Here is a 21,650-nt window from a genome sequence, read left to right as displayed (position 1 = left end):
CCCGCCTAGAGGACCGGGAACCAGCTCGTGTCGATCAGCGGCTCGCCGTTGAAATCACACAGCTCCACCATGCGGGCGTGGTCGAGAATGCGCACCCGGTTGCCGTCGCGCCGAATGAGCCCGTCCTGCTCGATGCGCGACATCGTCTTCGACACGTAGACGTTGGTGAGGCCGAGAAGATCGGCGATATCGCTCTGCGTCAGCGGCAGGCGGAAGCCGCCGTCCTCCTTGGCGTCGTCGATCGCGTTGAGCCGGTAGCCGATCTCCAGGAGCAGATAGCAGACGCGCTCGTAGGCACTGAACCGGCCGACGGCGCGGATCCGGTCCAAAAGCGTGGAATTCTCGCGCACCGTCATCGAAAAGAGGAGCGCGGTGAGGCGCGGCGACTGGGCGAAGAGCGGCTCCAGCCCCGACTTGGGGAAGGGGCACAGCACCGCCGGTGTCAGGCACTTCACGTCATGCCGCGCACGCACGAGAGCAATCTCGGCCAGGTCGACGATATCGCCCGGATAAAACAGCCGCAGGAGTTGGCGGCGGCCGTCGTCCAGCAGCGAATAGGACGTCAGCCAGCCCGATTTCAGGACATAGAGTTCGTTGATCCGGTGGCCGCTCTGGGTGACCACCTCGTCCTTCTTGTACTCCCTCTCGTCACGTTCAAGCGCCACGAGGAGCTGCTTGTCGTGTTCGGAGAGCGCGGCGTACCGGCCCAACTTTGCAACGAGGCAACTATCGACCACAGTGTCTCAATCTTCCCGCTCAGCAGCCCAGTGCCGGTGCCTGAAACCGACGACATCTGTGTATGACGTCAGAGAGGCGATTTATGCAACCTTTCCACTCTGACACCCTCGGCCGTCGCTGGACAATGGGCGCCCCTTGGGCGATCAGCGTTGCGGACGACGCGAATCCTGCGGGGAGTTAAGCTGATGGCACGCGCAATCTTTGCCGCGTTGATCGCGACGGCGGTCGCATCCGCGCTGATCTTCATGAACGGACAGGCGCTCGACCTGCCTCAAGTGCCTCTCCTGGCGGACATTTCCAGCTTCAACACCCGCATCGGCATGCCGTCCGGCACCGAAGGCGTGTGGGCCTCCCACGTCATCCTGGGCATTTTGGTCTACGGCGTGATTTTCGCGCTCATCCAGCCGATCCTGCCGGGCAACGGCCTTGTGGAGGGGATCAGCTTCGGCATCCTCACCTGGCTGGTGATGATGGTCGTCTTCGCCCCGCTCGTCGGCCACGAACTCTTCATGACCGACCTCGATGGGCGCGTGATGGGCATGCTGGCCGGGCTGAACCTCGTCTATGGCGCCGTTCTGGGCGTCGGCTACGCGGCGTTCGGCGGCCGCACCGCCTGAAACGGACGAGCCGTCCGCACCGCGGGCCTCGACGCCCTCGCGCTTCAGCGCAGCCCTTGTGTGAAGGAGAAGGTGCCGCCGACACTGCCGACGGTGCGGGCCGGAAACAGCTCGTCGATCTTCGCGGCGCCGATGATGCGCCCCGGCCCGCGGAAGGTGTCGACCTGAGCGATCACCACACTGCCGGTGGTGGCCTGCTTCTCGATATCCGACAGCGGCAGCTCGAGCGACAGGGGCATCCCCTTCCAGATGCCCACCGGGCGCATGTCCCGCACGACATTATAGTAGCTGAGCTTGCGGCCGCGGTTCTCGCCCGCGTCGACGGGAACGGACACCTTCTCGTCCACCACGAGGAGCCAGATGGTGGCGTTGGCGACATCGACATCGCTCTCGCCGACGCGGATGGAGAGAACGCCGCTGCGCAGTTCGAGGTCGATCGGCAGCGGCAGGGCGGTCCGCTTCAGCGCCGAATCGATGGCCGCTTCGTCGCTCCCCAGCATTGCCTCGGTTCCGTTGACGACAAGCTGTGGGGTGTAGACGTCGCGGTCGCCGCGGGCGACGGAATAGGCCATCTGCCGCTTGGTGTTGATCTCCGTCGCCAGCGTGTCGGCCCAGCCGAGATAGTCCCACAGCTTGACCGGCAGGGTGATGGCCAGAACGCCCTCGCGCTCCACATAGCGGGCGAGCAGTTTGTCCGCCGCGGGGCAGGACGAGCAGCCCTGGCTGGTGAACAATTCCAAAACAGCTTTAGGTTTCGCTTGGTCGGCCGCTGCAGGTCCGCTCGCCAACGCCGCAATGCCGAACAGCAACCCAAGTCCGGCTCGGGCGGCATGAGACAATCGGTGCATAAAATCGCTCCATAGTCCGCAGTAAAGCGCCATCGGGCACCGGACCGCGGACGTTGATCATGGCCGCATCGTGCAACACACGCCGCAGGGCATATTTAGACTGCGAAGGCAGCGCTTTCCAATCAACGCAAGGTGACAGGGCGAACGAGATATCGTGATCTTGCCTTATTCCGGTCCGCTCGGCTCCACATTGTCCGGGTTGGTGAACGGCCCTCCCGGCTGCCGCTCATGGGCCAGAGCCCAGCGAACGGTGGAGAATGCGATCTCGTCATAGGGGATCGCGTCGGGTTCGAATAAGGCAACCGCCTGGCTCTCCGGGCCGGGCGCGAACACGCCATCGTCCAAATGTGCCCGGTAGATGATCTGCACCTGCGACAATCTGCGGATCGTGTAGATCGCGAGCAGCCCGTCGATCTTGATCGCCGCGGTGGACTCTTCGTAGGCCTCGCGCCGCGCCCCTTCCTCGGGCGTTTCACCGTTCTCGAGGTAGCCCGCCGGAAGCGTCCAGCGGCCTCGCGCAGGCTCGATGTTGCGTTTGCACAGGAGGATGCGCGAGCCGACGCGCACCACTGCGCCGGCGACGATCTTGGGATTGTCGTAGGCGATGAAGCCACACGTGTCGCACACCGCGCGCGCCACCGTGTCCCCGTCCGGGACGCGGCGGGTGAAGGAGGGTGTCACGATCCGGCGGCCTCGCTCTGGCGCGCCAGAAGGGCGGAGATCGCCGCGCCGAAGCTCCCCTCCAGCGCCTCGGCCGACAGCGGGCCGACGTGCTTGGCCCGAACCCGCCCCTCGGCGTCGATGAGGAAGGACTCGGGAACGCCGGTCAGCCCCCAGTCGATCGCCCCGCGTCCCTCCGGGTCGACACCGACGCGCTCATAAGGGTCGCCGAGTTCGGCGAGGAAGGCCCGCGCCGCGTCCGGCTTGTCCTTGTAGTTGATGCCGACCAGCGTCAGCCCCGGCGTCTTGGCGAGTTCGACCAGCAGCGGATGCTCCACCCGGCACGGCGCGCACCAGGACGCGAAGATGTTGACGAGCGTCACCTTGCCGTCGAAGTCCGCCGGTGACACGCCGGGCCCGCCGGAGTTCAGCGGGGCGAAGGTCGCCGCGGGGGCGGGACGGTCGATGAGGGCGGAGGGGATCGCCTCGCGGTCCGCACCGCTGCCGATGCGAAGCGCGAACACCGCCGCGAGCCCCGCGAACAGGACGAGCGGAACGGCGAGAAGGAGACGGCTAGCGCGCACGGGTCGCCCTCTCCGCCGCCCGCTCGGCGCGCTGAAGGTCACGCCGCGCGGCGGTGCGTCCCCAGACCGTCCACCCGATCAGCCCGACGATCGTGCCGAAGACGATGACGTAGGCTGAGATGACGTAAGCGGCATAATCGCCCATCAGTCGGCGCTCCGGGCCGTGCGCATGCGGATCGAGCGGGCGCGGCGGCGGATCAGCTCCGTGCGCATCGCCGCCAAATGCAGCGTCAGAAAGAGGAGGGTGAAGGCGAGCGCCATCACCAAGAGAGGGGTGAGCATGGAGGCCGGCATCGTCGGCCCGTCGAGCCGCATCACGCTGGCGCCCTGGTGGAGCGTGTTCCACCAGTCGACGGAGAACTTGATGATCGGAATGTTGATGAAGCCGATCAGCGTCGCGATGGCGGTGATCCTTGCGGCGCGCACCGGCTCTTCGATGGCCCGCGACAGGGCCATGAGGCCGAGATACATGAAGAAGAGGATCAGCATCGACGTCAGCCGCGCGTCCCACACCCACCACGCGCCCCACATGGGCTTACCCCAGATGGCGCCCGAAGCGAGCGTCGCCAACGTGAAGGCGGCGCCGATGGGGGCGGCCGAGCGGGCGGCGACGTCGGCCAAGGGATGGCGCCAGACGAGGGTGCCGAGGGCGGCCGAGGTCATCACCACATAGGCCATCAGCGCAATGTAGGCGGACGGGGCGTGGATATACATGATCCGCACCGTGGAGCCCTGCTGGTAGTCCTCAGGCGAGGCCCAGAGCGCGAAATAGAGCCCGACCGCGAACGACGCCGCGGTCAGCGCGCCGAGGATCGGCACCGCCCTGTCGGCGATCCCCGCAAAGCGGCCCGGATTGATGATCGAGGGCCGCTTGACGGCCGATTCACTCACAGCAGACATCGCAACTCCTGTCGGCGGCGATCCTAATCAGTCCACTTCCACTTTCAAAGTCCGCCGAAAGGGTGAGGGCGGGGCGCATCGGCGCCGGAGCGGCGTTGCGCCACCCGGCCCGCTTACTGGGCGCTCAAGGGCGCGGCGGGACGAACCCCGCATCCGCCAGAAGCGCGCAGATCTGCCGGTCGGTCAGCCCGCACAGCCCCATGACGGCAGTGTTCGGATCGCCGCTCAGACCCAGCACCGATGCGAAGGCGGCCTCGGTCGACAGGCCGCGGCGCCGTGCTTCCATCACGCTGTGACGCAGCGCCGCGGCACCGAACCGCAGCAGCCTCTGTTCGAGGTCGAGGATACGCTGAGCCGGCTGCTCGCGCACCGGAAGCGCCGACCCGGAGATGTGGAAGGCCCAGCCGAAGGCGTGGAAGTAGCAGTGCGTCGCATGCGGTGCCTGTGCGGCGCGCGACAGGGCGAAACGTTGCGTCAGCCGGTAGCTGCGCCACAGCATCTCGGCGATCTCGTTCGGGTCGTCGGCGTGGCACAGGATCTCGACCCCGCTGTCGGCAAGGCCGAGGCTGATCGGCAGGGCGCCGGCGATCCGCGGAGCGAAGGGGATGAGGTTGGTCATCAGCCCCGTTCGGTCGAGCGCGTCGGGCCAGGTCGGCCGGCCGGCCCACGGCGAGCGGGACCGCGCCGAGCGGGTCGCACGGGCCCCTTGGGCGCCGCTTGAATCGCCCCACGCGGCCATGCGAGACAACCGCCCGGCGGGCGTCGGCTGCGCCCCCGGCGTCCGCATTCCGGGCGGCCGGCCCCTCGACATCAATCCGCCTCCCGCAGTGCGGCCGCCGCCGCGAGCGGGCCGACGACTGCAAACACCAGCGTCAGCGCGCCGAGGAGGGCGAACGACGGCCCTGCCGAACGGGCCGACGCGGCCGCCTCGATCGCGCCGACGCCGAAGATGACGACCGGAATCGAGAGCGGCAAGACGAGAATGGCGATGAGGACGCCCGCCCGCCGCAACGAGACCGCCAGCGCCGCCCCCACCGCGCCGATGAGCGCCAGCGCCGGCGTCCCCAGGACGAGGCTCGCAAGCGTGACGAGAAGCAGGCGCGGCGAGAGGTTGAGGAGGATCCCGGCGAGCGGCGTCGCGGCGATGAGGGGAAGGGCCGCCGCCGTCCAATGCGCCGCCGCCTTCGCCAGAACGACGAGGACGAGCGGCGTGTCGGCGAGGCGGAGCTGGTCGAGCGTGCCGTCTTCATGGTCCGCCTGAAACAGCCGCTCCAAGCCGAGGAGCAGCGCCAGCAACATGGCGATCCAGAGCAGCGCCGGGCCGATCCGCGCCAGAAGCGGCAGGTCCGGCCCCAGCGCGAACGGCGCCACCGCCGTCACCGCGAGGTAGAAGATCACGCCGATAGGGCCGCCGCCCCCCGCGCTCCAGGCCATGCGCACGTCGCGCCGGTAGATGGCGCCGAGGCTCATGGTGCGCCCTCCTGCACGGTATGGCCCGCCGCGACCGCGGACCCCTTCGCGGTGAGGTCCAACGTCGCAGCGGCGACACCGAGGGGCTCGTGCGTCGCCGCGAGGATGATGCCGCCAGCGGCCAGATGCTCGGCCATGATCGCGCCGAACGCGCGGCGCGAGGCCGTGTCCAGCCCGGCGGTCGGCTCGTCGAGCAGCCACACCGGGCGCGGCACCGCCAGAAGCCGCGCCAACGCCAGGCGCCGGCGCTGGCCCTGGGAGAAGAATTGTGCGGGCGTTTCGATGAGCTTCAAAAGGCCGACGCGGTCCAGCGCATCCTCGATCGCGGCGGGGTCGGGCGCGTCTGTCCCGAGGGTGCGGGCCCAGAACCGCACGTTCTCCTCCGCGCTCAAGGGCAGCTTGATCCCGTTCTGATGCGCGACCATATGCATGAAGATCGAGGCCGGCCCCTCCGCGGGGACGAGCCTGATCATGCCGCTCACAGGCCGGATCAGCCCAGCGATCGTGCGCAAAAAGGTCGACTTCCCCGCCCCATTGGCACCGACGACCGCAACGGCGTTGCCCTCGGCCACAGTCAGGGCGACACCGGACAGGACGCGCCGTCCGCCACGCTCGACCTCGAGGTCTTCAATTTCGAGGGTCAGCATGGCGCGCGAGTTGTATCCGGATGAGTTCAAGAGCTTGATCGCAGCGGCGATTGGGCGTTGATAGCGGCAACTTCTAAATCGTTCCAATGAAGGGGGCCTGGCGTGACCCGTTCGCTCGATAGCTTCAAAAGCCGAACCACTCTGGATGTGGACGGAAAATCCTATACCATTTTCGATCTCAAGGCCGCTGAGCGCAACGGGCTTCCCGGCGTTTCCAAGTTACCGGTGTCGCTGAAGGTCATTCTCGAAAACTTATTGCGCTACGAGGACGGCAACACCGTCACCGCCGACGACATCAAGGCGCTCGCCCAGTGGGTCGTCGACAAGCGGTCGGACCGTGAAATCGCCTACCGCCCCGCCCGCGTTCTGATGCAGGACTTCACCGGCGTTCCGGCGGTGGTCGACCTTGCCGCGATGCGCGATGCGACCAAGGCCCTCGGCGCCGACCCGAAGAAGATCAACCCGCTGGTGGAAGTCGACCTCGTGATCGACCACTCGGTGATGGTCGACCACTTCGGCACGCCGAGCGCCTTCAAGCAGAACGTCGACCTCGAATATGCCCGCAACGGCGAGCGCTACCAGTTCCTGCGCTGGGGCCAGTCCGCCTTCAACAATTTCCGCGTGGTGCCCCCCGGAACCGGCATCTGCCACCAGGTGAACCTCGAATATCTGGCGCAGACGGTGTGGACGCGCGACGTCGACGGCGAGCTGCAGGCCTTCCCCGACACCCTCGTCGGCACCGACTCGCACACGACGATGGTGAACGGCCTCGCCGTGCTGGGCTGGGGCGTCGGCGGCATTGAGGCCGAGGCGGCCATGCTCGGCCAGCCGATTTCGATGCTGATCCCCGAAGTGATCGGCTTCAAGCTGCACGGCAAGCTGCCCGAAGGCACCACCGCCACCGACCTGGTGCTGACCGTCACGCAGATGCTGCGCAAGAAGGGCGTGGTGGGCAAGTTCGTGGAGTTCTACGGCGCCGGCCTCTCCGCCCTGTCGCTGGAGGACTGCGCGACGATCGCCAACATGGCACCAGAATACGGCGCCACCTGCGGCTTCTTCCCCGTAGACGACGACACCATCCGCTACCTCACCTCGACCGGCCGCGAGGAGCATCGCATCAACCTCGTGAAGGCCTATGCCGAGACGCAGGGCATGTACCGGACGGACGCGACGCCCGACCCGGTCTTCACCGACACGCTGGAACTGGACCTCGCCACCGTCGTCCCCTCGCTCGCCGGGCCGAAGCGCCCGCAGGACCGCGTTGCGCTGACCGACGCGGCGACCGCCTTCAAGGAGGCCGTCACCACCATCAAAGGCGGCTCCAAGTCCAACACCGAGGCCGCCAACGGGTCGATCGCCGAGGCGCGCTACATGGACGAGGGCGCGGGCCACGAGCAGGAGCCCTTCCCCGGCCACGAGGTCGAGGGCGAGAGCTACCGCCTCAACGATGGTGACGTGGTGATCGCCGCCATCACCTCCTGCACCAACACGTCCAACCCGTCGGTGCTGATCGCCGCCGGTCTCGTCGCCAAGAAGGCGCACGAGCTGGGCCTGAAGGTGCAGCCGTGGGTGAAGACCTCGTTGGCGCCGGGCTCCCAGGTCGTGACCGACTATCTTGCCAAGGTCGGCCTGACCGAGCATCTCGACGCCATGGGCTTCGACCTCGTCGGCTATGGCTGCACGACCTGCATCGGCAACTCGGGGCCGCTGCCGGAGAAGATCTCCAAGGTCATCAACGACAAGGACCTCGTCGCCTGCTCGGTTCTGTCCGGCAACCGCAACTTCGAAGGCCGCGTGAACCCGGACGTGCGGGCCAACTACCTCGCCTCGCCGCCGCTGGTGGTCGCCTACGCGCTGCTCGGCACGATGACCAAGGACATCACCACGGAGCCGCTCGGCAAGGGCAAGGACGGCCAGGACGTCTACCTGAAGGACGTGTGGCCGACCACGCAGGAGGTCGCCGACCTCGTGCGCACCGCCATCACGCGCGAGATGTTCGACACCCGCTACGCCGACGTCTTCAAGGGCGACGAGAACTGGCAGGCGGTGGAGGTCTCCGGCGGCCTGACTTATGACTGGCCGCTGTCCTCCACCTACGTGCGCAACCCGCCTTACTTCGAGGGCATGGGCATGGAGCCGGAAGCGGTCGAGGATATCGCGGACGCCCGCATCCTCGCCCTCTTCCAGGACTCGATCACCACCGACCACATTTCGCCGGCCGGCTCGATCAAGCCGTCGTCCCCCGCGGGCACTTACCTGTCCGAGCATCAGGTCGGCGTCAGGGACTTCAACTCCTACGGTGCGCGCCGCGGCAACCACGAAGTCATGATGCGCGGCACCTTCGCCAACATCCGGATCAAGAACCAGATGGTGAAGGGCGTCGAAGGCGGCGTGACCTACCACCAGCCGGACGGCACCGAGATGCCGATCTACGACGCGGCGATGAAGTACCAGGACGAGGGCACCGATCTCGTGGTGTTCGCCGGCAAGGAATACGGGACCGGCTCCTCGCGCGACTGGGCGGCGAAGGGCACGCGCCTGCTCGGCGTGCGCGCGGTCATCGCCGAATCCTTCGAGCGCATCCACCGCTCCAACCTCGTCGGCATGGGCGTTCTGCCGCTCGTCTTCACCGGCGGCGACACGTGGGACTCGCTCGGCATCACCGGCAAGGAGACGGTTTCGATCTCCGGCCTCGCCGATCTGAAGCCGCGCCAGACCATCACCGCCTCGATCACCTACGAGGACGGCACCACGAAGGACGTGGAGCTTCTCGTTCGCATCGATACCGCCGACGAGCTCGCCTACTACAACAACGGCGGCATCCTGCACTACGTGCTGCGCGGTCTCGCCAAGGGCGGCGCCGCCGACGCGGCGGGCATCGAAACCGGCGGCTCGCGCGCGAGCTGACGGCGCACGGCCGGCACCGACGTCTCACGCACGCGAAAGGGGGCTCCGGCCCCCTTTTTTGCGCGCCCTCTGCGGCCCCTCTTGCGGTGAGCGAAGAGGGCGCCTCTTAATGATGGCCGAACAATCATAAGAGGGAGACGCGCGATGGCACTTGCCGAGGACACCAAAACCCAGCCGACGCCGCAGACGTTCGTCTTCAGCCACGCCAAGGATTGCGCGTTTGAGACGGGCCTGCGCCCCTACGCCTCCTACCGCGACCTCGGCATGAAGGAAGGGTCGGCCGGTGCCGCCGTCGCCCACGTCATCCGCTTCCACGGCCCCTGCACCGACGACGTGCGCATCTGGCACACGCACGACGTGGAATTTCAGATGGTGTACGTGCTGAAAGGCTGGGTGGTGGCCGAAATGGAAGGCCACCCGCCGGAGCGTATGGACGCCGGGTCGGCGTGGATGCAGCCGCCGAAGATTCGGCACCGGCTGGTCGACTTTTCGGACGATTGCGAAGTTCTGGAGGTCGTCCTCCCGGCCGATTTCGAGACCGAGCTCGCCTGACCGTCAAACGCGAAAAGGCGCCGATGGAACGATCATCGGCACCTTCGCATCGTCTCGGCTGTTCGCCGTCGTCAGAAGACGGTTTCGACCGTGTCCTTGCGGGCGGCCTCGTCGGCGGTCCGGCCCATCAGCGCATTCGCCATGTAGTGCAGGAACTCGCCCGTGCCGGCCTTCCAGATCTGGGCGGGGCCGCACTCGAAGCGCAGCAGCGTCAGGTCCGGATCGTCGCGGCCCTTCTCGAACCACGCCGCAGCCACCGGCGACCAGAACTTGTCGATGATCGCCGGGTCGTTGTCGATCGACAGCGTGCCGTGGACACAGGCGAACAGGTCATGCCCTTTGGCGGAAAAGTGCACCACGCCGGCGTGTGACACCGTCAGCGCCTGGACCAGGCGGTTCTGGCGATTGGTGTAGAAGAACAGCGTGTTCGGCAGGTCTTCATCGAACTGCGCGGTCATCGGCTGCGTATGGGAATCGTCGACGCCGGCCAGACCCAGCATGACGAACGGGCTGTCATCCAGCGCATCCCAGAACCTGTCTTTGAGCTCTTCGCTGTTTGCCATGTCCATCTCTCCGTGTTTGCAGCAAGAACGGGCGAAAGGGCCAAGAGTTGCGTCGAGCTGATGCCAAAGCGTCGCACAGGACGCGGCGAGCCGTCAGAAATTGTTGTTCAGCAGGGCGGCGATCAGCACCAGGCCGATGATGACGCCGATCCACCGGCCGATTCCGCCCCCGCTTTGAGGTTCAGCGGCGCGAACGGGGCGGGGATCGAAGCCTGTCGTTTCGAGGCTCGGCGCCAGCGGGCGCGGCGGCGTCGCCCCAGCCGCACCGGCCGGCGCAGTCTCGCCGGCCTCGCCGCGCCTGGTGACGGGGCTCGTGTCGTAGCGCGGGTCAGGATCGGGTTCGGCGACCACGTAATTGCCCGTCGCGTCGGTCGACGCATAGGTCGGCGTCACCGTCTTCATCTCGCTCGCCACATGCTGGGGCGGCGGGGTGGGGGCGGGCGCCTCGGGTTCGGGCTCCGGTTCGGCAGGCGGTAGCGGCTCCCCGTCCAGCAGCGTCTGAAGGCGCGAGAAGAACTCGCCCGTCAGCGTGCGCGCCGTCGTCTCCAGCCGCAGCACCTCGATGGCGGCGAGCTGCCCGTCGAGATCCATCGAGATGTGATAGGCGAGGTTGGTGGTCTCCGAATCGATCGCCGCCAGTGCGACGTGGGCGCTGCCGATCGCCGTGCCGTTGGCGCTACTGGCTTGACCGCGCAAGGAGTAGCCGGACGGCCTGTCCTGATTATATAGCTCCACCAAACCGCTGAGGGTGGGCTTCAGTCCGCCGATTTTCAGCGTGGCGGAGATCTCGTATTTGTCGGCATCGAGCTTGTGAAGCGACTGGACTCCAGGCAGCACCTGCCGCAACACAACAGGGTCGTGGAGTGCATCATAAACACGCTCCTGAGAGGCGCCGATCACCTTTTCGCCGGAAAATTCCACCTTTTCACCCCAGTCGACACCCGAGTGTCCATTAGTTAGGGGACGGCCTGTATGGCGTCAAAAGCTACAAGTCCCGGATCGGCATCTTGTCCGATTTGTCTGTCAACGTCGTTAACGCTGGGACCTTCGGGACGTTTGTCACCTAACGGGATCCCGCCGCGCTGCGCAAGTTGCGGCGCGCTGGAACGTCACCGCGCCTTCCGCACCATCTTCCAGGCGATCGGCGACGCCCTGGCGGGCGCGCGCGTCCTCCAGTTCAGTCCGGACCTGTCGGCCGATCGCGCCGTGTTCTCGGCGTTCGAGGTGTCGCAATTCGGCGGCCCCAACCACCTCGACATGGCGGCCATCGACCGGGCGGACGGGGCGTATGATCTCGTCATCGCCAACCACGTTCTGGAGCATGTGGAGGACGACCATGCCGCCCTCGGCGAGCTGGCGCGCGTCGCCGGACCCGAGGGCGTCGTCTTCCTGTCCGTGCCGGACCTTCTGCGCGTCGCCCGCACCAAGGAATATGGGTTCGCGCGCGAGGACAAATACGGCCACTGGCGCCTTTATGGGCCGGACATCGCCGAGCGGTGGCGCCGCGCTGTGCCGGACTGGCTGGGCCTCGGCGTGGTGGCGCGCGACCCCATCACCGGCGAGCCGGACCGGGCGACGCTTCTCACCCGCAGCCCCGCGCGCCTCGAAGCGCTCGCGGCCGCCCTTCAGTCGGCGGGCCTCGCCCCGTTCGACGCTTTCGCCCCATCGCTCAAGGCGGCTTGACGACCGCGCGTTCCCGTCGCCGTGCCCAGCCGGACCCGCCGTCAGCTCTTCGGCGCGGCGGGCGTGAACTTCGGGATCGCCATGTCCGATGCGGGCGCATCCTCGATCCCCGGCCAGTTCCTCTCGGACGTGGCGAGGTTGCCGGAGATGTCCTCCTCCCAAAAGGTGACCACGTTCGGCGTGATGTTGAGGTAGAGCTTCCCGTCCACGATCCGCCACAGGTCCGGGTGGCCGGGCACCTTGCCGCCCTTGGTCACTCCGTAGGCGCAGTGGCCGTCATATTGCGGAGCGTAGCGGGCCGGATCGGCCTCGAATCTCGCCAGATTCTCTGCGCTGGAGAAGGCGAAGGTGGCGCCGTTATAGGTCGCCGTGTAGGCCGCAGACCCTGGCACCGCGGCCGGCTGCCTCTCGCCCACCGGCGCCTGCGCCAGATCGAAATAGGCGACCACGTCGTAGCCGGAATTGGCAAATCCGGTGGCGTTCACATACTGCTCCCCCGCCAGGGCAGGGGAGGCCGCCGCCACCGCGAGGCCGAGAGCAAAGGCAAAACGCATCATGTCCGTATCTCCGCGATCGGGCACGCCGCTCCTTCGCGGCGGCGCTTGCCTCTCAGATAAGCGCCCCTCGCGCCTCCGTGCCGCCGCTGACGCGAATCCAACGAACATTTGAAAGGCGCGTGCGTTATAGGTCCCCATGTGGATATACCGGAACCGCTGCCGGGCCCCTGGCGCTTCCCTTCCGCAGCGCCAACATTGACGAGGCGCCGCACCACAACGCGGCGCGCCAGAAAGAGGACAGACCATGCTTCGCACCTTGTCGGACTGGCTCGGGAAGTTGACGCAGGCCGGAACCGGCGAGGACACCTTTCAGGTGGCCGATCCGCGTCTTTCCGTGGCCGCCATCCTGGTCCACATCATCGCGATCGACGGTATCGTGACGCCCGAGGAGAAGGCGCGGCTGGCCGAGGTGCTGCGTGAGCATTATGGCCTGTCCGAGGCCGAGACCGCGGACCTGATCGACGAGGCCACCCGCCGGGACGACGAGGCGGTCGACCTCTACGGCTTCACCTCCATCCTCAAGCGCGAGCTGGACGAGGAAGGCCGGCGCGACGTCGTCATGATGATGTGGGAGATGGTCTATGCCGACGGTGTGGTGTCCGAGTTCGAGGACAACATCGTCTGGCGCGTGGCCGAGTTGATCGGTGTATCCTCGCGCGACCGCGTGACCTTGCGCAAGGACATCGAGGACCGGCGCACCAAAGGCCAGTAGCGTCTGCATTTTAGGTCTGATATCATCGCGCTATGGCGTCTCAATATTCGATCGAATCTGAGCAAGTCTCTGCCGCGTCGCCGGCCCGCCGCCCCATCCTCACGGTCCTGCATCAAGCCCACTCGTCGCCGGGCCGGGTCGGCCAGGCCCTTCTGGCGCGCGGCTACACGCTCGACATCCGTCGCCCGCCTTTGGGCGATCCGCTGCCGGAGACCACCGAGGAGCACGACGGCGTCGTCATCTTCGGCGGTCCGATGAGTGCGAACGATCCCGACGAGTTCGTGAAGCGCGAGATCGACTTCATCAACGTGCCGCTGAAGGAGGGGACACCCTTCCTCGGCATCTGCCTGGGCGGGCAGATGCTGGCGAAGACCATCGGCGGCAGCGTCGGCCCCCATCCCGAAGGCCAGGTCGAGATCGGCTATTACGACATCGCCGCCACCCCCTCCGGCCGCGCGTTGATGGAGTGGCCCGGCAAGGTCTATCAATGGCACCGCGAGGGCTTCCGCACCCCGCGCGGCACGGACATTTTGGCGTCGGGCGAGCATTACGAGGAACAGGCCTTCCGCGTCGGCGAGACGGCCTATGGCATTCAGTTCCACCCGGAGCTGACGCTCGCCATGATGCATCGCTGGACCACCCGCGCCTACGAGCGGTTCAAGCTCCCCGGCGCATGTCAGCGCGGCGACCATTTCCGCGGCCGCGCGGTCTATGACGGTCCCGTTCGCGCGTGGCTGTCCGACTTCATGGACCTGTGGCTAGCGAGCGACCGCCGCCGCGACGTGGTCAACCCGCCGGCCCAGAAGGTCGCCTGAGCCGCGGCTGATCGCATCCCGGTTGCGGAGCGCCGGCGGATCGCGCATCCTGGCATTGCTGATCTCGCAAGGCGATCTCTGAGCATCAGGATGGCGCGATGGCGGGTTATTTCGGCTCCGACCAGAAGATCGCGCTTCAGCGGCGGGTGGACGACGAGTGGGACACCATCGCCGTCACGCCGGGCCTGTGCAACGCCGTCCGCTTCATGTCCTGCGACGACCCGGACGCGCTGGGCTGGGACCGCCTCGGCGCGATCCTGGAGCGCGACGGGCTGGTCGGCTTCCGTATGCTGCCCGCGCCCGTCGCCGCCCGCGTCGCCGAATGGCTCGCGGCCCGCGGCTACCGCTTCGATTCCCATCAGGTCTACCTCGGTGACATCGGCCCGCTGCGCGAGGCGACCGGGCGCATCCTCGCGTCCCCGCTGCCGCCGGGCCTGTCGCTGGACGAACTCGCCGGCGATCCGGAGGGCGAGGCGGTCGTCGCCGTGCAGACCTTCATGGACAGGGAGGGGGTCTCCCCCTTCTCCGGCTCCGCGCTGACCGGTGAGCGAGGCGGCGGCATCACCCTCGTCCTCAGCGACGCGGTGGGCGCGATCGTCGCCACAGCCCACGCCTACGGGCCCCACAATGCGTCGAGCCCGCATCACCGGGTGGCCTGGGTGGGGCTTCTCGCCGTGGCGCCCGAGCGGCGGGGGCAAGGGCTCGGCCGCATCGTCAACGCGGCGGCTGTGCGCGCGGCGTGCGACAGGCTGGGCGCGGAGCGGGTCTATCAACTCGTCGCCGCCGGCAACGCGCCCTCGCGCAAGGTGGTGGAGGCGTGCGGCCTGACGCTGGACGACGGCTATCTGTCCGGCATCGGCGTGCCGGAGGCGCAGGGGAAGTTCACCCGCTGAGCCGGTGGGTGCCGCGGGCCGCGCCGCGTGCACGAAAAAAGGGGCGCATGCGCCCCTTTCCGTCCCGGCGAACCGGGCATTCCGCTGCGGGCGGGCTTACTTGCCGACGGCGGCGACGATCTTCTGCGCCGCGTCGTCGAGGTCGTCGGCGGAGGTGATGGCGAGGCCCGAGCCGTCCAGCAGCGCCTTGCCCTGGTCGACGTTGGTGCCTTCCAGACGCACCACCAGCGGCACGGTCAGGCCGACTTCCTTCACCGCGGCGATCACGCCCTCTGCGATCACGTCACAGCGCATGATGCCGCCGAAGATGTTGACCAGGATGCCTTCCACGTTCGGATCGGCGGTGATGATCTTGAACGCCGCGGTCACCTTCTCCTTCGTGGCGCCGCCGCCGACGTCGAGGAAGTTGGCCGGCTCCTTGCCGTAGAGCTTGATGATGTCCATCGTCGCCATGGCGAGGCCCGCGCCGTTGACCATGCAGCCGATGTTCCCGTCGAGCGCGACATAGGCGAGGTCGTACTTCGACGCCTCGATTTCCTTGTCGTCCTCCTCGGTCATGTCGCGCAGCTCCATCACGTCCGGATGGCGGAAGAGGGAGTTGCCGTCGAACGAGACCTTCGCGTCGAGCACGCGCAGGTGGCCGTTCTCCATGACGATGAGCGGGTTCACCTCCAGAAGGCTCATGTCCTTCTCGGTGAACGCCTTGTAGAGCTGCGCGGCGAGGGTCGCCATCTCGCCCTTCGCGGGCTCCTCCAGCTCCAGCGCGGCGGAGAGCTTGGCGGCGTCGGCCGCGGTCACGCCCATGGTCGGGTCGATCGCCACGGTGACGATCTTCTCCGGCGTCTCTTCGGCGACGGCCTCGATGTCCATGCCGCCTTCGGTGGAGACGACGAAGGCCACCTGGCCGACGGTGCGGTCGACGAGGATGGAGAGGTAGAGCTCACGGGCAATGTCGGCGCCGTCCTCGATATAGAGGCGGTTCACCTGCTTGCCGGCCGGGCCCGTCTGCTTGGTGACGAGGGTGTTGCCGAGCATCTCTTTGACGTGGGCTTCCACTTCCTCGGCCGACTTGGCGAGGCGCACGCCGCCTTTCGCGTCCGGGCCGAGCTCCTTGAACTTGCCCTTGCCGCGCCCGCCGGCGTGGATCTGGCTCTTCACGACATAAAGCGGTCCGGGGAGCTTGGCGGCCGCCGCCGCGGCTTCGTCCGCGCTGGTGATCGCGACACCCTCGGCAACCGGAGCCCCGAAGGTCTTCAGAAGCTGCTTGGCCTGATATTCGTGAATGTTCATCGGCGGCTTTCCCTAAGGTCGCAACGGGTCCAAGGCGCTATGTGCGCCACGGGCCCATCCCATAGCAAACTTTGCGCGCCGATCCATCGCACACATGCGCTCTGGCGCGGTGTTTTTGAGCATGCCCGGCTCAATCGGCGAACAAATGGCCGAACCGGGCGGGGTCTGCGCGGTAGGCGGGATGGATATCGCCATGCAGCACCAGATCGTCCGGCGACGCCTCGTCATACGAACGATAAAAGCCTTCGATGATCTGACGAAGCGGCGCGAACCTGCGCTGAACGGTCGAATAATGCTGCGTGGTTCGGAACAGCAGATCATGATGTTCGGCCACGCAGTCGAAAATCGGAAGAACGTTCGCGTGGATCAACGGGTCGCGCAGGCGTGCGGTCTCCACCGGAGCCGCGGCGATGCCGAGATGGGCCAGAACCTCGTCCATGTAACGCGCGAGGAGCGCCGCGGTGGGGTGGTTCGCCGTATAGAACAGCCGTTCCTCGCGCCAGCCCCGCTCGATCAGGGGGACGGCGGAAACGGCGACGCCGAATTGCCGTTCGCGCTGGCGCAGTGTGTCGAGAGAGTGGGCGTGCGCATCATAGAGCAGGAGGTCATCAAACCCGTCTCCGCCGAAGCGCGCTTCGCACGCCACCACCGCAAGACCGCGCTTGTAGGCATCGAGGACGATGATGCTGTGATAGTCGAGCGGCCCCGCGACGCGCCGCGCGCGTGAGCCGACGTAGACGCAATCCGGCGTCAGCCCGCAATAGTAGAGATTGCACAGGACGGTGACACGCCCGCCGAACTCGCCCTGCAGACGCTGGGGACTGATGCCGGTCTGCTGGTTCGGCTGAACCAGGACGAGGTCGGCGTCCCTGTTGCGCGCAATGAACCGTTCCTGCTCGTCGGGATCGTTCCACGTCGGCATGTCGAGCCGGAACTGGTCGACGGAGGCGTTCGGGAGCGCGGCGCTGAGATAGGCGCCGGTCGAGCCGGACTGGCAGTTCTGGATGGTGGCGATCCTGATCGCCGCGCGGCCGATCGCGGCCGGTGCGGCAACCGCAGTGCCGACCGGCAGGGTCGCCGGCATTTCGACGGCACGCAACGCCGACGCGGGCCGTGCCGCGAATGCCTCGCCCGCGCTAGGCCGTGCCGCGAACGCCTCGCCCGCGCTAGGCCGCGCGGTGGCTGCCGATGCGGCGTACGCGGTGGCGGGAGCGCCCCGCGCCGCCTCGTCGGCCTCCTTGCGGGCGCGTTTGGCCCGGCGCATCAGCCGCCGTGCGCGCCGCTCGGCCTTTTCCGCCTCGCTCTCCGCATCCCCGTCCGCAGGGCCCGCCGACCGCGCGGTGGCCGTCACGACCGCGTCGCTCCCGGTCCCGTCTCCCGCAGGCCCGTCGTTGGCCCCAACATCCTCGGTCACGTTCAGCGTGGATCCCTCTCGGTCGTGGTCGACGTCTTCGCCAACGCCGCGGGGACGCGGCCGCGCGCCTCGCTTTTGCGATCAGACGCCGGTCGAACAGTGGCGCAACGTGCGGTCGATCGCAACAAAGGACCCGGTCAGCGGCACGTCCACCGCCCGTCCGTCCGCCGCGTTGCCGACCACGAACGCCTTTGCCGTCTGGCCTTTGCGCAGCCGCTGGATCAACTCGTCGTCCGCGGTCACTTCGGTGACGGGGAACCAGGCCCCGTCCGTCTCGGAAAATTCCAGGTTGGCGATGCGGTTCATCACATGGCCGTCCACGTCGAACTGCAGCCCGCCGATGATGCGCGGCTGCGCGTAAGCGATGCCGGTGACATGAACGGACAATGTGCTGGCCGCGGCACAGCTGACGACGAGCTTGATCTCCTCGGAAGGCGGCGGGGGAGGGGGCGCGAAGGCCGCGCGGCGTTGCCCGTCATCGACGGTGCCGACCGTGTCGTCGGGCCAGTCCGTCCCGCCGGGGACGCGGATGAAGGCGGCGGTCTCTTCGGTATCGGGGGTGACGTCCCACGTGTCGGCCGCGAAGCTGTGGGCCGGGAGGGTTGTCTGGACGCTCGCAATCACGAGGATCGCGGCTGCCTTACGCAACACTTGGCGCATAGATCCTATCCGTCATTTTCAACTGCAGACGCGATGCGCGAAGGTGGGCGACGCCCTTTCTTCGCGGGCCGTCCGGGAGGCTGTTGCCGGCTCGGTGCGTCAAAGTCCCGAGCGGACGCCGCGGCGACGAAGGTCGCACCGCGGGGCCGGGTGGCGGCAACGTGGAGCCGTGTGCGGCGATGGATGCCGCGGCGCCTCGCGTCCGAAGGAGGCCCGGCAGAGCCGTGAGGCCCGCCAAACCGGCCCATGGTTAACAGCCTGAGATCACGTCGTCGAGTGGGGCGGCCGAACCGTCCAGTGAGACCGTGAAGGCATCGCCCGCGCGGCGCGGCGGGTCGAAATCGTAGGTCAGCGACCGGCCACGCCGAAACGCCGTCAAAATGTCGTCATCGGCGGGCACCACCGCGCTCGCCTGCCACGCCGCATCGCGCTCGCTGAAGACGAGGTTGGCGGCGCGCACATAGCTCATTTCGTCGACCGTGAAGCGAATGCGGGACGGGCCTTGCGGCTCGTCCATCGCATAAAGGGCCGGGGACAGGACGATGGTCCGCGTGCCGCCGCAGGTCACCACGAAGCCCACGGCCTCGGTGCTGGGAACGCCCCACATGGCGACATGGCCGGCGGGGTCGTTCTTGATGAACCAGCGCGGTTCGGTGGCGGCGCCGGACAGGGTCAGGGCCGCCAGAAGAACCGGCGTCGTCAGGCCGAGATCAAGCCAGCGACGGGTCGATCGTCTTGCAGGCATCGAGGAGACCCTTCACCGCGCCGACAGACTTGTCGAACTGGTCCTTCTCGTCGCCCTGAAGCTCGATCTCGACCACCCGCTCCACGCCCTCGGAGCCGATCACCACCGGCACGCCGACATAGAGATCGTCGACGCCGAACTGGCCGTTGAGGTAGGCGGCGCAGGGCAGCACGCGCTTCTTGTCCTTCAGGTAGGACTCGGCCATCTGGATCGCCGCGGCGGCCGGGGCGTAGAAGGCCGAACCGGTCTTCAGCAGGCCGACGATCTCGGCGCCGCCGTCACGGGTGCGCTGGACGATGGAGTCGAGCTTCTCCTGCGTGGTCCAGCCGAGCTTCACGAGGTCCGGCAGCGGCACGCCGGCGACGGTGGAATAGCGCGTCAGCGGAACCATCGTGTCGCCGTGGCCGCCCAGCACGAAGGCGGTCACATCCTCGACCGACACGTCGAATTCCATGGCGAGGAAGGTGCGGAAGCGGGCCGAGTCGAGCACGCCCGCCATACCGACGACCTTCTTCTCGGGCAGGCCGGAGAACTTCTGCAGCGCCCACACCATCGCGTCGAGCGGGTTGGTGATGCAGATCACGAACGCGTCCGGGCAGTTCTCTTTGATGCCCTGACCCACCGCGGCCATGACCTTCAGGTTGATGCCGAGGAGATCATCACGGCTCATGCCCGGTTTGCGCGGCACGCCTGCGGTCACGATGACGACGTCGGACCCGGCGATCGCCGAATAGTCGTTCGCACCGGACAGCTTGGAGTCGAAGCCGTCGATCGGCGAGGACTGGTAGAGGTCGAGCGCCTTGCCCTGCGGGGTGCCTTCCGCGATGTCGAAGAGAACGACGTCACCCAGCTCCTTGAGGCCCGCGAGATGAGCGAGCGTGCCGCCGATCTGGCCAGAGCCGATGAGCGCGATTTTCGAGCGTGCCATGTGAATGTCCGAGGGAAAGAGTACGGTATCGGCGACGGGCTAGCGCGATCTTTTGCCCCGTTCAAGCTGCTTTAAGTGGCAGCGATCCCCGTCGGCGCACAGGTCGGCTCTCGCCGTGGTGCAAGGATCGCCCCGTTCCAGCCGATCCGCAGCCGCCATAATCCTACCGTGAGCGCGTCATCGCGCAGGATGCCGGCCGCCGATACTGGTGCTTGCGCTTTTCTCTATTTGCACCACCGGTTCGGTCCGGGGCTCGACCGGGCCTGGGGCGCCAGCCGGCGGCGCACCGGCTCAGGTCAGCGGGGTCGACTCCAAGTCTGACAGGTAGCTCGCCGAGCGCATCTCGTGGAGCCTCGAGGCGGTGCGCGCGAACGCGAAGCCCTCGTAGCGCCCGCCGTCCTCGCCGGGATCGAACAGCCCGTCCGGCTCGGCCGCCGCGGTCACGATCAGCCGCACCTTCTGATCATAGAGGACGTCGATGAGGTTGATGAAACGGCGCGTCGTTTCCCGCCGCTCCGGTGTCAGCACTGGAATGTCCTCCAGGAAGAGGGTGTGGAAGCGCTTGGCGAGCGCAATATAGTCGTTGGCGCTGCGCGGCTGCTCGACCAGATCGGCGAACCCGAAGCGCGCCAGCCCCCCCGCCGCCAACGGCACCGGCAGACTGCGCGAGGCGACGGCGACGGTGGCGGGCTCCGCCGTGCGGTCGGCGAGCAGCGTCGCCCACAGCCGCTCGAAGCCCGGATCGCCCGGCGCGAACCAGACGCGGAAATCCTTCAGCCGATCGAGCCGGTAGTCGGCGTCCGCGTCGAGCCGCACCACGTCGACATATTCGCGCAGGAGCTGGATGAAGGGGATGAAGAGCTGGCGGTTGAGGCCGTCTTTATAAAGGTCCGCCGGCGCCACGTTGGAGGTCGCCACCAAGGTCACCCCGCGCGCGAAGAGCTGGCGGAACAGGCGGGCGAGGATCATCGCGTCGGCGATGTCGGTCACCGCGAATTCGTCGAAGGCGAGAACGCGCGCGTCCGCGGCCATGTCGTCGGCCGCCTTCAGCACCGCATCGTCCACCTTCGTCTGGCGCAGCGCGTTGATGCGCCCGTGCGCCTCGCCCATGAAGTCGTTGAAGTGCATGCGGCGCTTCTTCTCGACCGGCACGGTCTCGAAAAAGAGGTCCATCAGCATGGTCTTGCCGCGGCCGACCTCGCCCCAGACGTAGAGCCCCTTCACGGCGCGGGTGCGGCCCATGCGGCGGCGAAAGAAGCCGGTCAACCCGCCTTCCTGCGCGGCAAGGTCGCTCGCCACGTCGTCGAGAGCGGCGGCCACCTTGAGCTGGGCCGGGTCGTGCTGCACCTCGCCCTCGGCCACGAGCGCCTGGTAGCGTTCGGTCACGCTGTTCGTCATTGCATACTCGGCTATTGGGGGACCGTTGGTTCAGGATGGGCGCGGTGTCTTTGCCAGAGATTGGCCCGC

Annotated in this window: 25 protein-coding genes; 7 read left to right on the top strand and 18 right to left on the bottom strand. The window is 67.4% G+C overall.

The window, feature by feature from the left end; genetic code table 11:
* Positions 1-5 precede the first annotated feature (5 nt).
* On the bottom strand, positions 6-737 hold the full coding sequence (locus BIX52_RS04910; RefSeq protein ID WP_075219798.1) for a Crp/Fnr family transcriptional regulator: 732 nt from the start codon (positions 735-737) through the stop codon (positions 6-8).
* 186 nt (positions 738-923) lie between these two features.
* Between BIX52_RS04910 and BIX52_RS04905 the strand changes: the two genes are divergently transcribed.
* Complete coding sequence (locus tag BIX52_RS04905) at positions 924-1,355, top strand: DUF6789 family protein (protein WP_075219797.1); 432 nt, start codon at positions 924-926, stop codon at positions 1,353-1,355.
* Positions 1,356-1,399: 44 nt separating this feature from the next.
* On the opposite strand, the gene BIX52_RS04900 is transcribed toward BIX52_RS04905, so the two are convergent.
* The 8 genes from BIX52_RS04900 to ccmA form a co-directional block, all read right to left on the bottom strand.
* On the bottom strand, positions 1,400-2,095 hold the full coding sequence (locus BIX52_RS04900; RefSeq protein ID WP_075219796.1) for a DUF1223 domain-containing protein: 696 nt from the start codon (positions 2,093-2,095) through the stop codon (positions 1,400-1,402).
* Positions 2,096-2,368: 273 nt separating this feature from the next.
* Entirely contained in the window at positions 2,369-2,884 is a 516-nt protein-coding gene (locus tag BIX52_RS04895) for an NUDIX hydrolase (protein ID WP_205647694.1), read from the bottom strand.
* Positions 2,881-3,447, bottom strand: a complete 567-nt coding sequence (locus BIX52_RS04890) for a DsbE family thiol:disulfide interchange protein (protein WP_245803113.1) — start codon at positions 3,445-3,447, stop codon at positions 2,881-2,883. The genes BIX52_RS04895 and BIX52_RS04890 overlap by 4 nt, the downstream gene beginning before the upstream one ends.
* Complete coding sequence (gene ccmD / locus BIX52_RS04885) at positions 3,437-3,592, bottom strand: heme exporter protein CcmD (RefSeq protein ID WP_075219793.1); 156 nt, start codon at positions 3,590-3,592, stop codon at positions 3,437-3,439. The genes BIX52_RS04890 and ccmD overlap by 11 nt, the downstream gene beginning before the upstream one ends.
* Complete coding sequence (locus BIX52_RS04880; RefSeq protein WP_075219792.1) at positions 3,592-4,347, bottom strand: heme ABC transporter permease; 756 nt, start codon at positions 4,345-4,347, stop codon at positions 3,592-3,594. The genes ccmD and BIX52_RS04880 overlap by 1 nt, the downstream gene beginning before the upstream one ends.
* Before the next feature lie 124 nt (positions 4,348-4,471).
* Complete coding sequence (locus tag BIX52_RS04875; protein WP_281249177.1) at positions 4,472-5,086, bottom strand: DUF4269 domain-containing protein; 615 nt, start codon at positions 5,084-5,086, stop codon at positions 4,472-4,474.
* Between the two features lie 71 nt (positions 5,087-5,157).
* Entirely contained in the window at positions 5,158-5,817 is a 660-nt protein-coding gene (ccmB, locus tag BIX52_RS04870; protein WP_075219790.1) for a heme exporter protein CcmB, read from the bottom strand.
* Positions 5,814-6,494, bottom strand: coding sequence for a heme ABC exporter ATP-binding protein CcmA (ccmA, locus tag BIX52_RS04865; RefSeq protein WP_245803112.1), 681 nt, complete (start codon positions 6,492-6,494; stop codon positions 5,814-5,816). The genes ccmB and ccmA overlap by 4 nt, the downstream gene beginning before the upstream one ends.
* Positions 6,495-6,566: 72 nt before the next feature.
* On the opposite strand from ccmA, the gene acnA reads away from it, so the two are divergent.
* The gene (gene acnA, locus BIX52_RS04860) at positions 6,567-9,371 is read left to right on the top strand and encodes an aconitate hydratase AcnA (protein ID WP_075219788.1); all 2,805 of its coding nucleotides are present in this window, start codon (positions 6,567-6,569) and stop codon (positions 9,369-9,371) included.
* Positions 9,372-9,515: 144 nt separating this feature from the next.
* The gene (locus BIX52_RS04855) at positions 9,516-9,923 is read left to right on the top strand and encodes a cupin domain-containing protein (RefSeq protein WP_083549463.1); all 408 of its coding nucleotides are present in this window, start codon (positions 9,516-9,518) and stop codon (positions 9,921-9,923) included.
* 71 nt (positions 9,924-9,994) lie between these two features.
* Here the strand turns inward: BIX52_RS04855 and BIX52_RS04850 are convergent, their stop codons facing one another.
* Entirely contained in the window at positions 9,995-10,486 is a 492-nt protein-coding gene (locus BIX52_RS04850) for a pyridoxamine 5'-phosphate oxidase family protein (protein ID WP_157956195.1), read from the bottom strand.
* 93 nt (positions 10,487-10,579) lie between these two features.
* Positions 10,580-11,407: an SRPBCC family protein gene (locus BIX52_RS04845; protein ID WP_075219786.1), complete on the bottom strand. Its 828-nt coding sequence runs from the start codon at positions 11,405-11,407 to the stop codon at positions 10,580-10,582.
* A 135-nt stretch (positions 11,408-11,542) separates the two neighbouring features.
* Here BIX52_RS04845 and BIX52_RS04840 point away from each other — a divergent pair, with 135 nt between their 5' ends.
* Positions 11,543-12,169, top strand: a complete 627-nt coding sequence (locus BIX52_RS04840) for a class I SAM-dependent methyltransferase (RefSeq protein ID WP_075219785.1) — start codon at positions 11,543-11,545, stop codon at positions 12,167-12,169.
* Positions 12,170-12,210: 41 nt separating this feature from the next.
* Here the strand turns inward: BIX52_RS04840 and BIX52_RS04835 are convergent, their stop codons facing one another.
* Positions 12,211-12,726 carry a YHS domain-containing (seleno)protein gene (locus BIX52_RS04835; RefSeq protein WP_245803111.1) on the bottom strand — a complete coding sequence of 172 codons (516 nt, stop codon included), beginning with the start codon at positions 12,724-12,726 and terminating at the stop codon, positions 12,211-12,213.
* A gap of 244 nt (positions 12,727-12,970) precedes the next feature.
* Between BIX52_RS04835 and BIX52_RS04830 the strand changes: the two genes are divergently transcribed.
* The 3 genes from BIX52_RS04830 (at position 12,971) to BIX52_RS04820 (ending at position 15,146) form a co-directional block, all read left to right on the top strand.
* Positions 12,971-13,438, top strand: coding sequence for a tellurite resistance TerB family protein (locus BIX52_RS04830; RefSeq protein ID WP_075219784.1), 468 nt, complete (start codon positions 12,971-12,973; stop codon positions 13,436-13,438).
* 32 nt (positions 13,439-13,470) lie between these two features.
* Positions 13,471-14,253 carry a glutamine amidotransferase gene (locus BIX52_RS04825; RefSeq protein WP_075219783.1) on the top strand — a complete coding sequence of 261 codons (783 nt, stop codon included), beginning with the start codon at positions 13,471-13,473 and terminating at the stop codon, positions 14,251-14,253.
* A 98-nt stretch (positions 14,254-14,351) separates the two neighbouring features.
* Positions 14,352-15,146, top strand: coding sequence for a GNAT family N-acetyltransferase (locus tag BIX52_RS04820; protein ID WP_075219782.1), 795 nt, complete (start codon positions 14,352-14,354; stop codon positions 15,144-15,146).
* A gap of 96 nt (positions 15,147-15,242) precedes the next feature.
* Here the strand turns inward: BIX52_RS04820 and sucC are convergent, their stop codons facing one another.
* The 6 genes from sucC to zapE all read right to left on the bottom strand — a co-directional run bounded on the left by sucC (position 15,243) and on the right by zapE (position 21,581).
* Entirely contained in the window at positions 15,243-16,436 is a 1,194-nt protein-coding gene (gene sucC / locus BIX52_RS04815; RefSeq protein WP_075219781.1) for an ADP-forming succinate--CoA ligase subunit beta, read from the bottom strand.
* 130 nt (positions 16,437-16,566) lie between these two features.
* Positions 16,567-17,850, bottom strand: coding sequence for a WcbI family polysaccharide biosynthesis putative acetyltransferase (locus BIX52_RS04810; protein ID WP_075219780.1), 1,284 nt, complete (start codon positions 17,848-17,850; stop codon positions 16,567-16,569).
* 81 nt (positions 17,851-17,931) lie between these two features.
* Complete coding sequence (locus tag BIX52_RS04805) at positions 17,932-18,510, bottom strand: hypothetical protein (RefSeq protein WP_075219779.1); 579 nt, start codon at positions 18,508-18,510, stop codon at positions 17,932-17,934.
* 250 nt (positions 18,511-18,760) lie between these two features.
* A complete protein-coding gene (locus BIX52_RS04800; RefSeq protein WP_075219778.1) occupies positions 18,761-19,255 on the bottom strand; it encodes an invasion associated locus B family protein in 495 nt (164 codons plus the stop codon).
* A complete protein-coding gene (mdh, locus tag BIX52_RS04795) occupies positions 19,221-20,183 on the bottom strand; it encodes a malate dehydrogenase (protein ID WP_075219777.1) in 963 nt (320 codons plus the stop codon). The genes BIX52_RS04800 and mdh overlap by 35 nt, the downstream gene beginning before the upstream one ends.
* 291 nt (positions 20,184-20,474) lie before the next feature.
* Entirely contained in the window at positions 20,475-21,581 is a 1,107-nt protein-coding gene (zapE, locus tag BIX52_RS04790) for a cell division protein ZapE (RefSeq protein ID WP_075219776.1), read from the bottom strand.
* Positions 21,582-21,650 lie beyond the last annotated feature (69 nt).

Source organism: Acuticoccus yangtzensis, assembly GCF_001927245.1.
Classification (GTDB): domain Bacteria; phylum Pseudomonadota; class Alphaproteobacteria; order Rhizobiales; family Amorphaceae; genus Acuticoccus; species Acuticoccus yangtzensis.
This window is presented reverse-complemented; position numbering and strand designations above follow the sequence as displayed.

Bases quoted from the DNA above. Each gene is read 5' to 3' on its own strand.
- BIX52_RS04905 (WP_075219797.1), top strand. From the start codon at position 924: ATGGCACGCGCAATCTTTGCCGCGTTGATCGCGACGGCGGTCGCATCC.
- ccmD (WP_075219793.1), bottom strand. From the start codon at position 3,592: ATGGGCGATTATGCCGCTTACGTCATCTCAGCCTACGTCATCGTCTTC.
- BIX52_RS04880 (WP_075219792.1), bottom strand. From the start codon at position 4,347: ATGTCTGCTGTGAGTGAATCGGCCGTCAAGCGGCCCTCGATCATCAAT.
- BIX52_RS04875 (WP_281249177.1), bottom strand. From the start codon at position 5,086: ATGGCCGCGTGGGGCGATTCAAGCGGCGCCCAAGGGGCCCGTGCGACC.
- ccmB (WP_075219790.1), bottom strand. From the start codon at position 5,817: ATGAGCCTCGGCGCCATCTACCGGCGCGACGTGCGCATGGCCTGGAGC.
- BIX52_RS04855 (WP_083549463.1), top strand. From the start codon at position 9,516: ATGGCACTTGCCGAGGACACCAAAACCCAGCCGACGCCGCAGACGTTC.
- BIX52_RS04850 (WP_157956195.1), bottom strand. From the start codon at position 10,486: ATGGCAAACAGCGAAGAGCTCAAAGACAGGTTCTGGGATGCGCTGGAT.
- BIX52_RS04835 (WP_245803111.1), bottom strand. From the start codon at position 12,726: ATGATGCGTTTTGCCTTTGCTCTCGGCCTCGCGGTGGCGGCGGCCTCC.
- BIX52_RS04830 (WP_075219784.1), top strand. From the start codon at position 12,971: ATGCTTCGCACCTTGTCGGACTGGCTCGGGAAGTTGACGCAGGCCGGA.
- BIX52_RS04825 (WP_075219783.1), top strand. From the start codon at position 13,471: ATGGCGTCTCAATATTCGATCGAATCTGAGCAAGTCTCTGCCGCGTCG.
- BIX52_RS04820 (WP_075219782.1), top strand. From the start codon at position 14,352: ATGGCGGGTTATTTCGGCTCCGACCAGAAGATCGCGCTTCAGCGGCGG.
- sucC (WP_075219781.1), bottom strand. From the start codon at position 16,436: ATGAACATTCACGAATATCAGGCCAAGCAGCTTCTGAAGACCTTCGGG.
- BIX52_RS04805 (WP_075219779.1), bottom strand. From the start codon at position 18,510: ATGCGCCAAGTGTTGCGTAAGGCAGCCGCGATCCTCGTGATTGCGAGC.
- BIX52_RS04800 (WP_075219778.1), bottom strand. From the start codon at position 19,255: ATGCCTGCAAGACGATCGACCCGTCGCTGGCTTGATCTCGGCCTGACG.
- mdh (WP_075219777.1), bottom strand. From the start codon at position 20,183: ATGGCACGCTCGAAAATCGCGCTCATCGGCTCTGGCCAGATCGGCGGC.
- zapE (WP_075219776.1), bottom strand. From the start codon at position 21,581: ATGACGAACAGCGTGACCGAACGCTACCAGGCGCTCGTGGCCGAGGGC.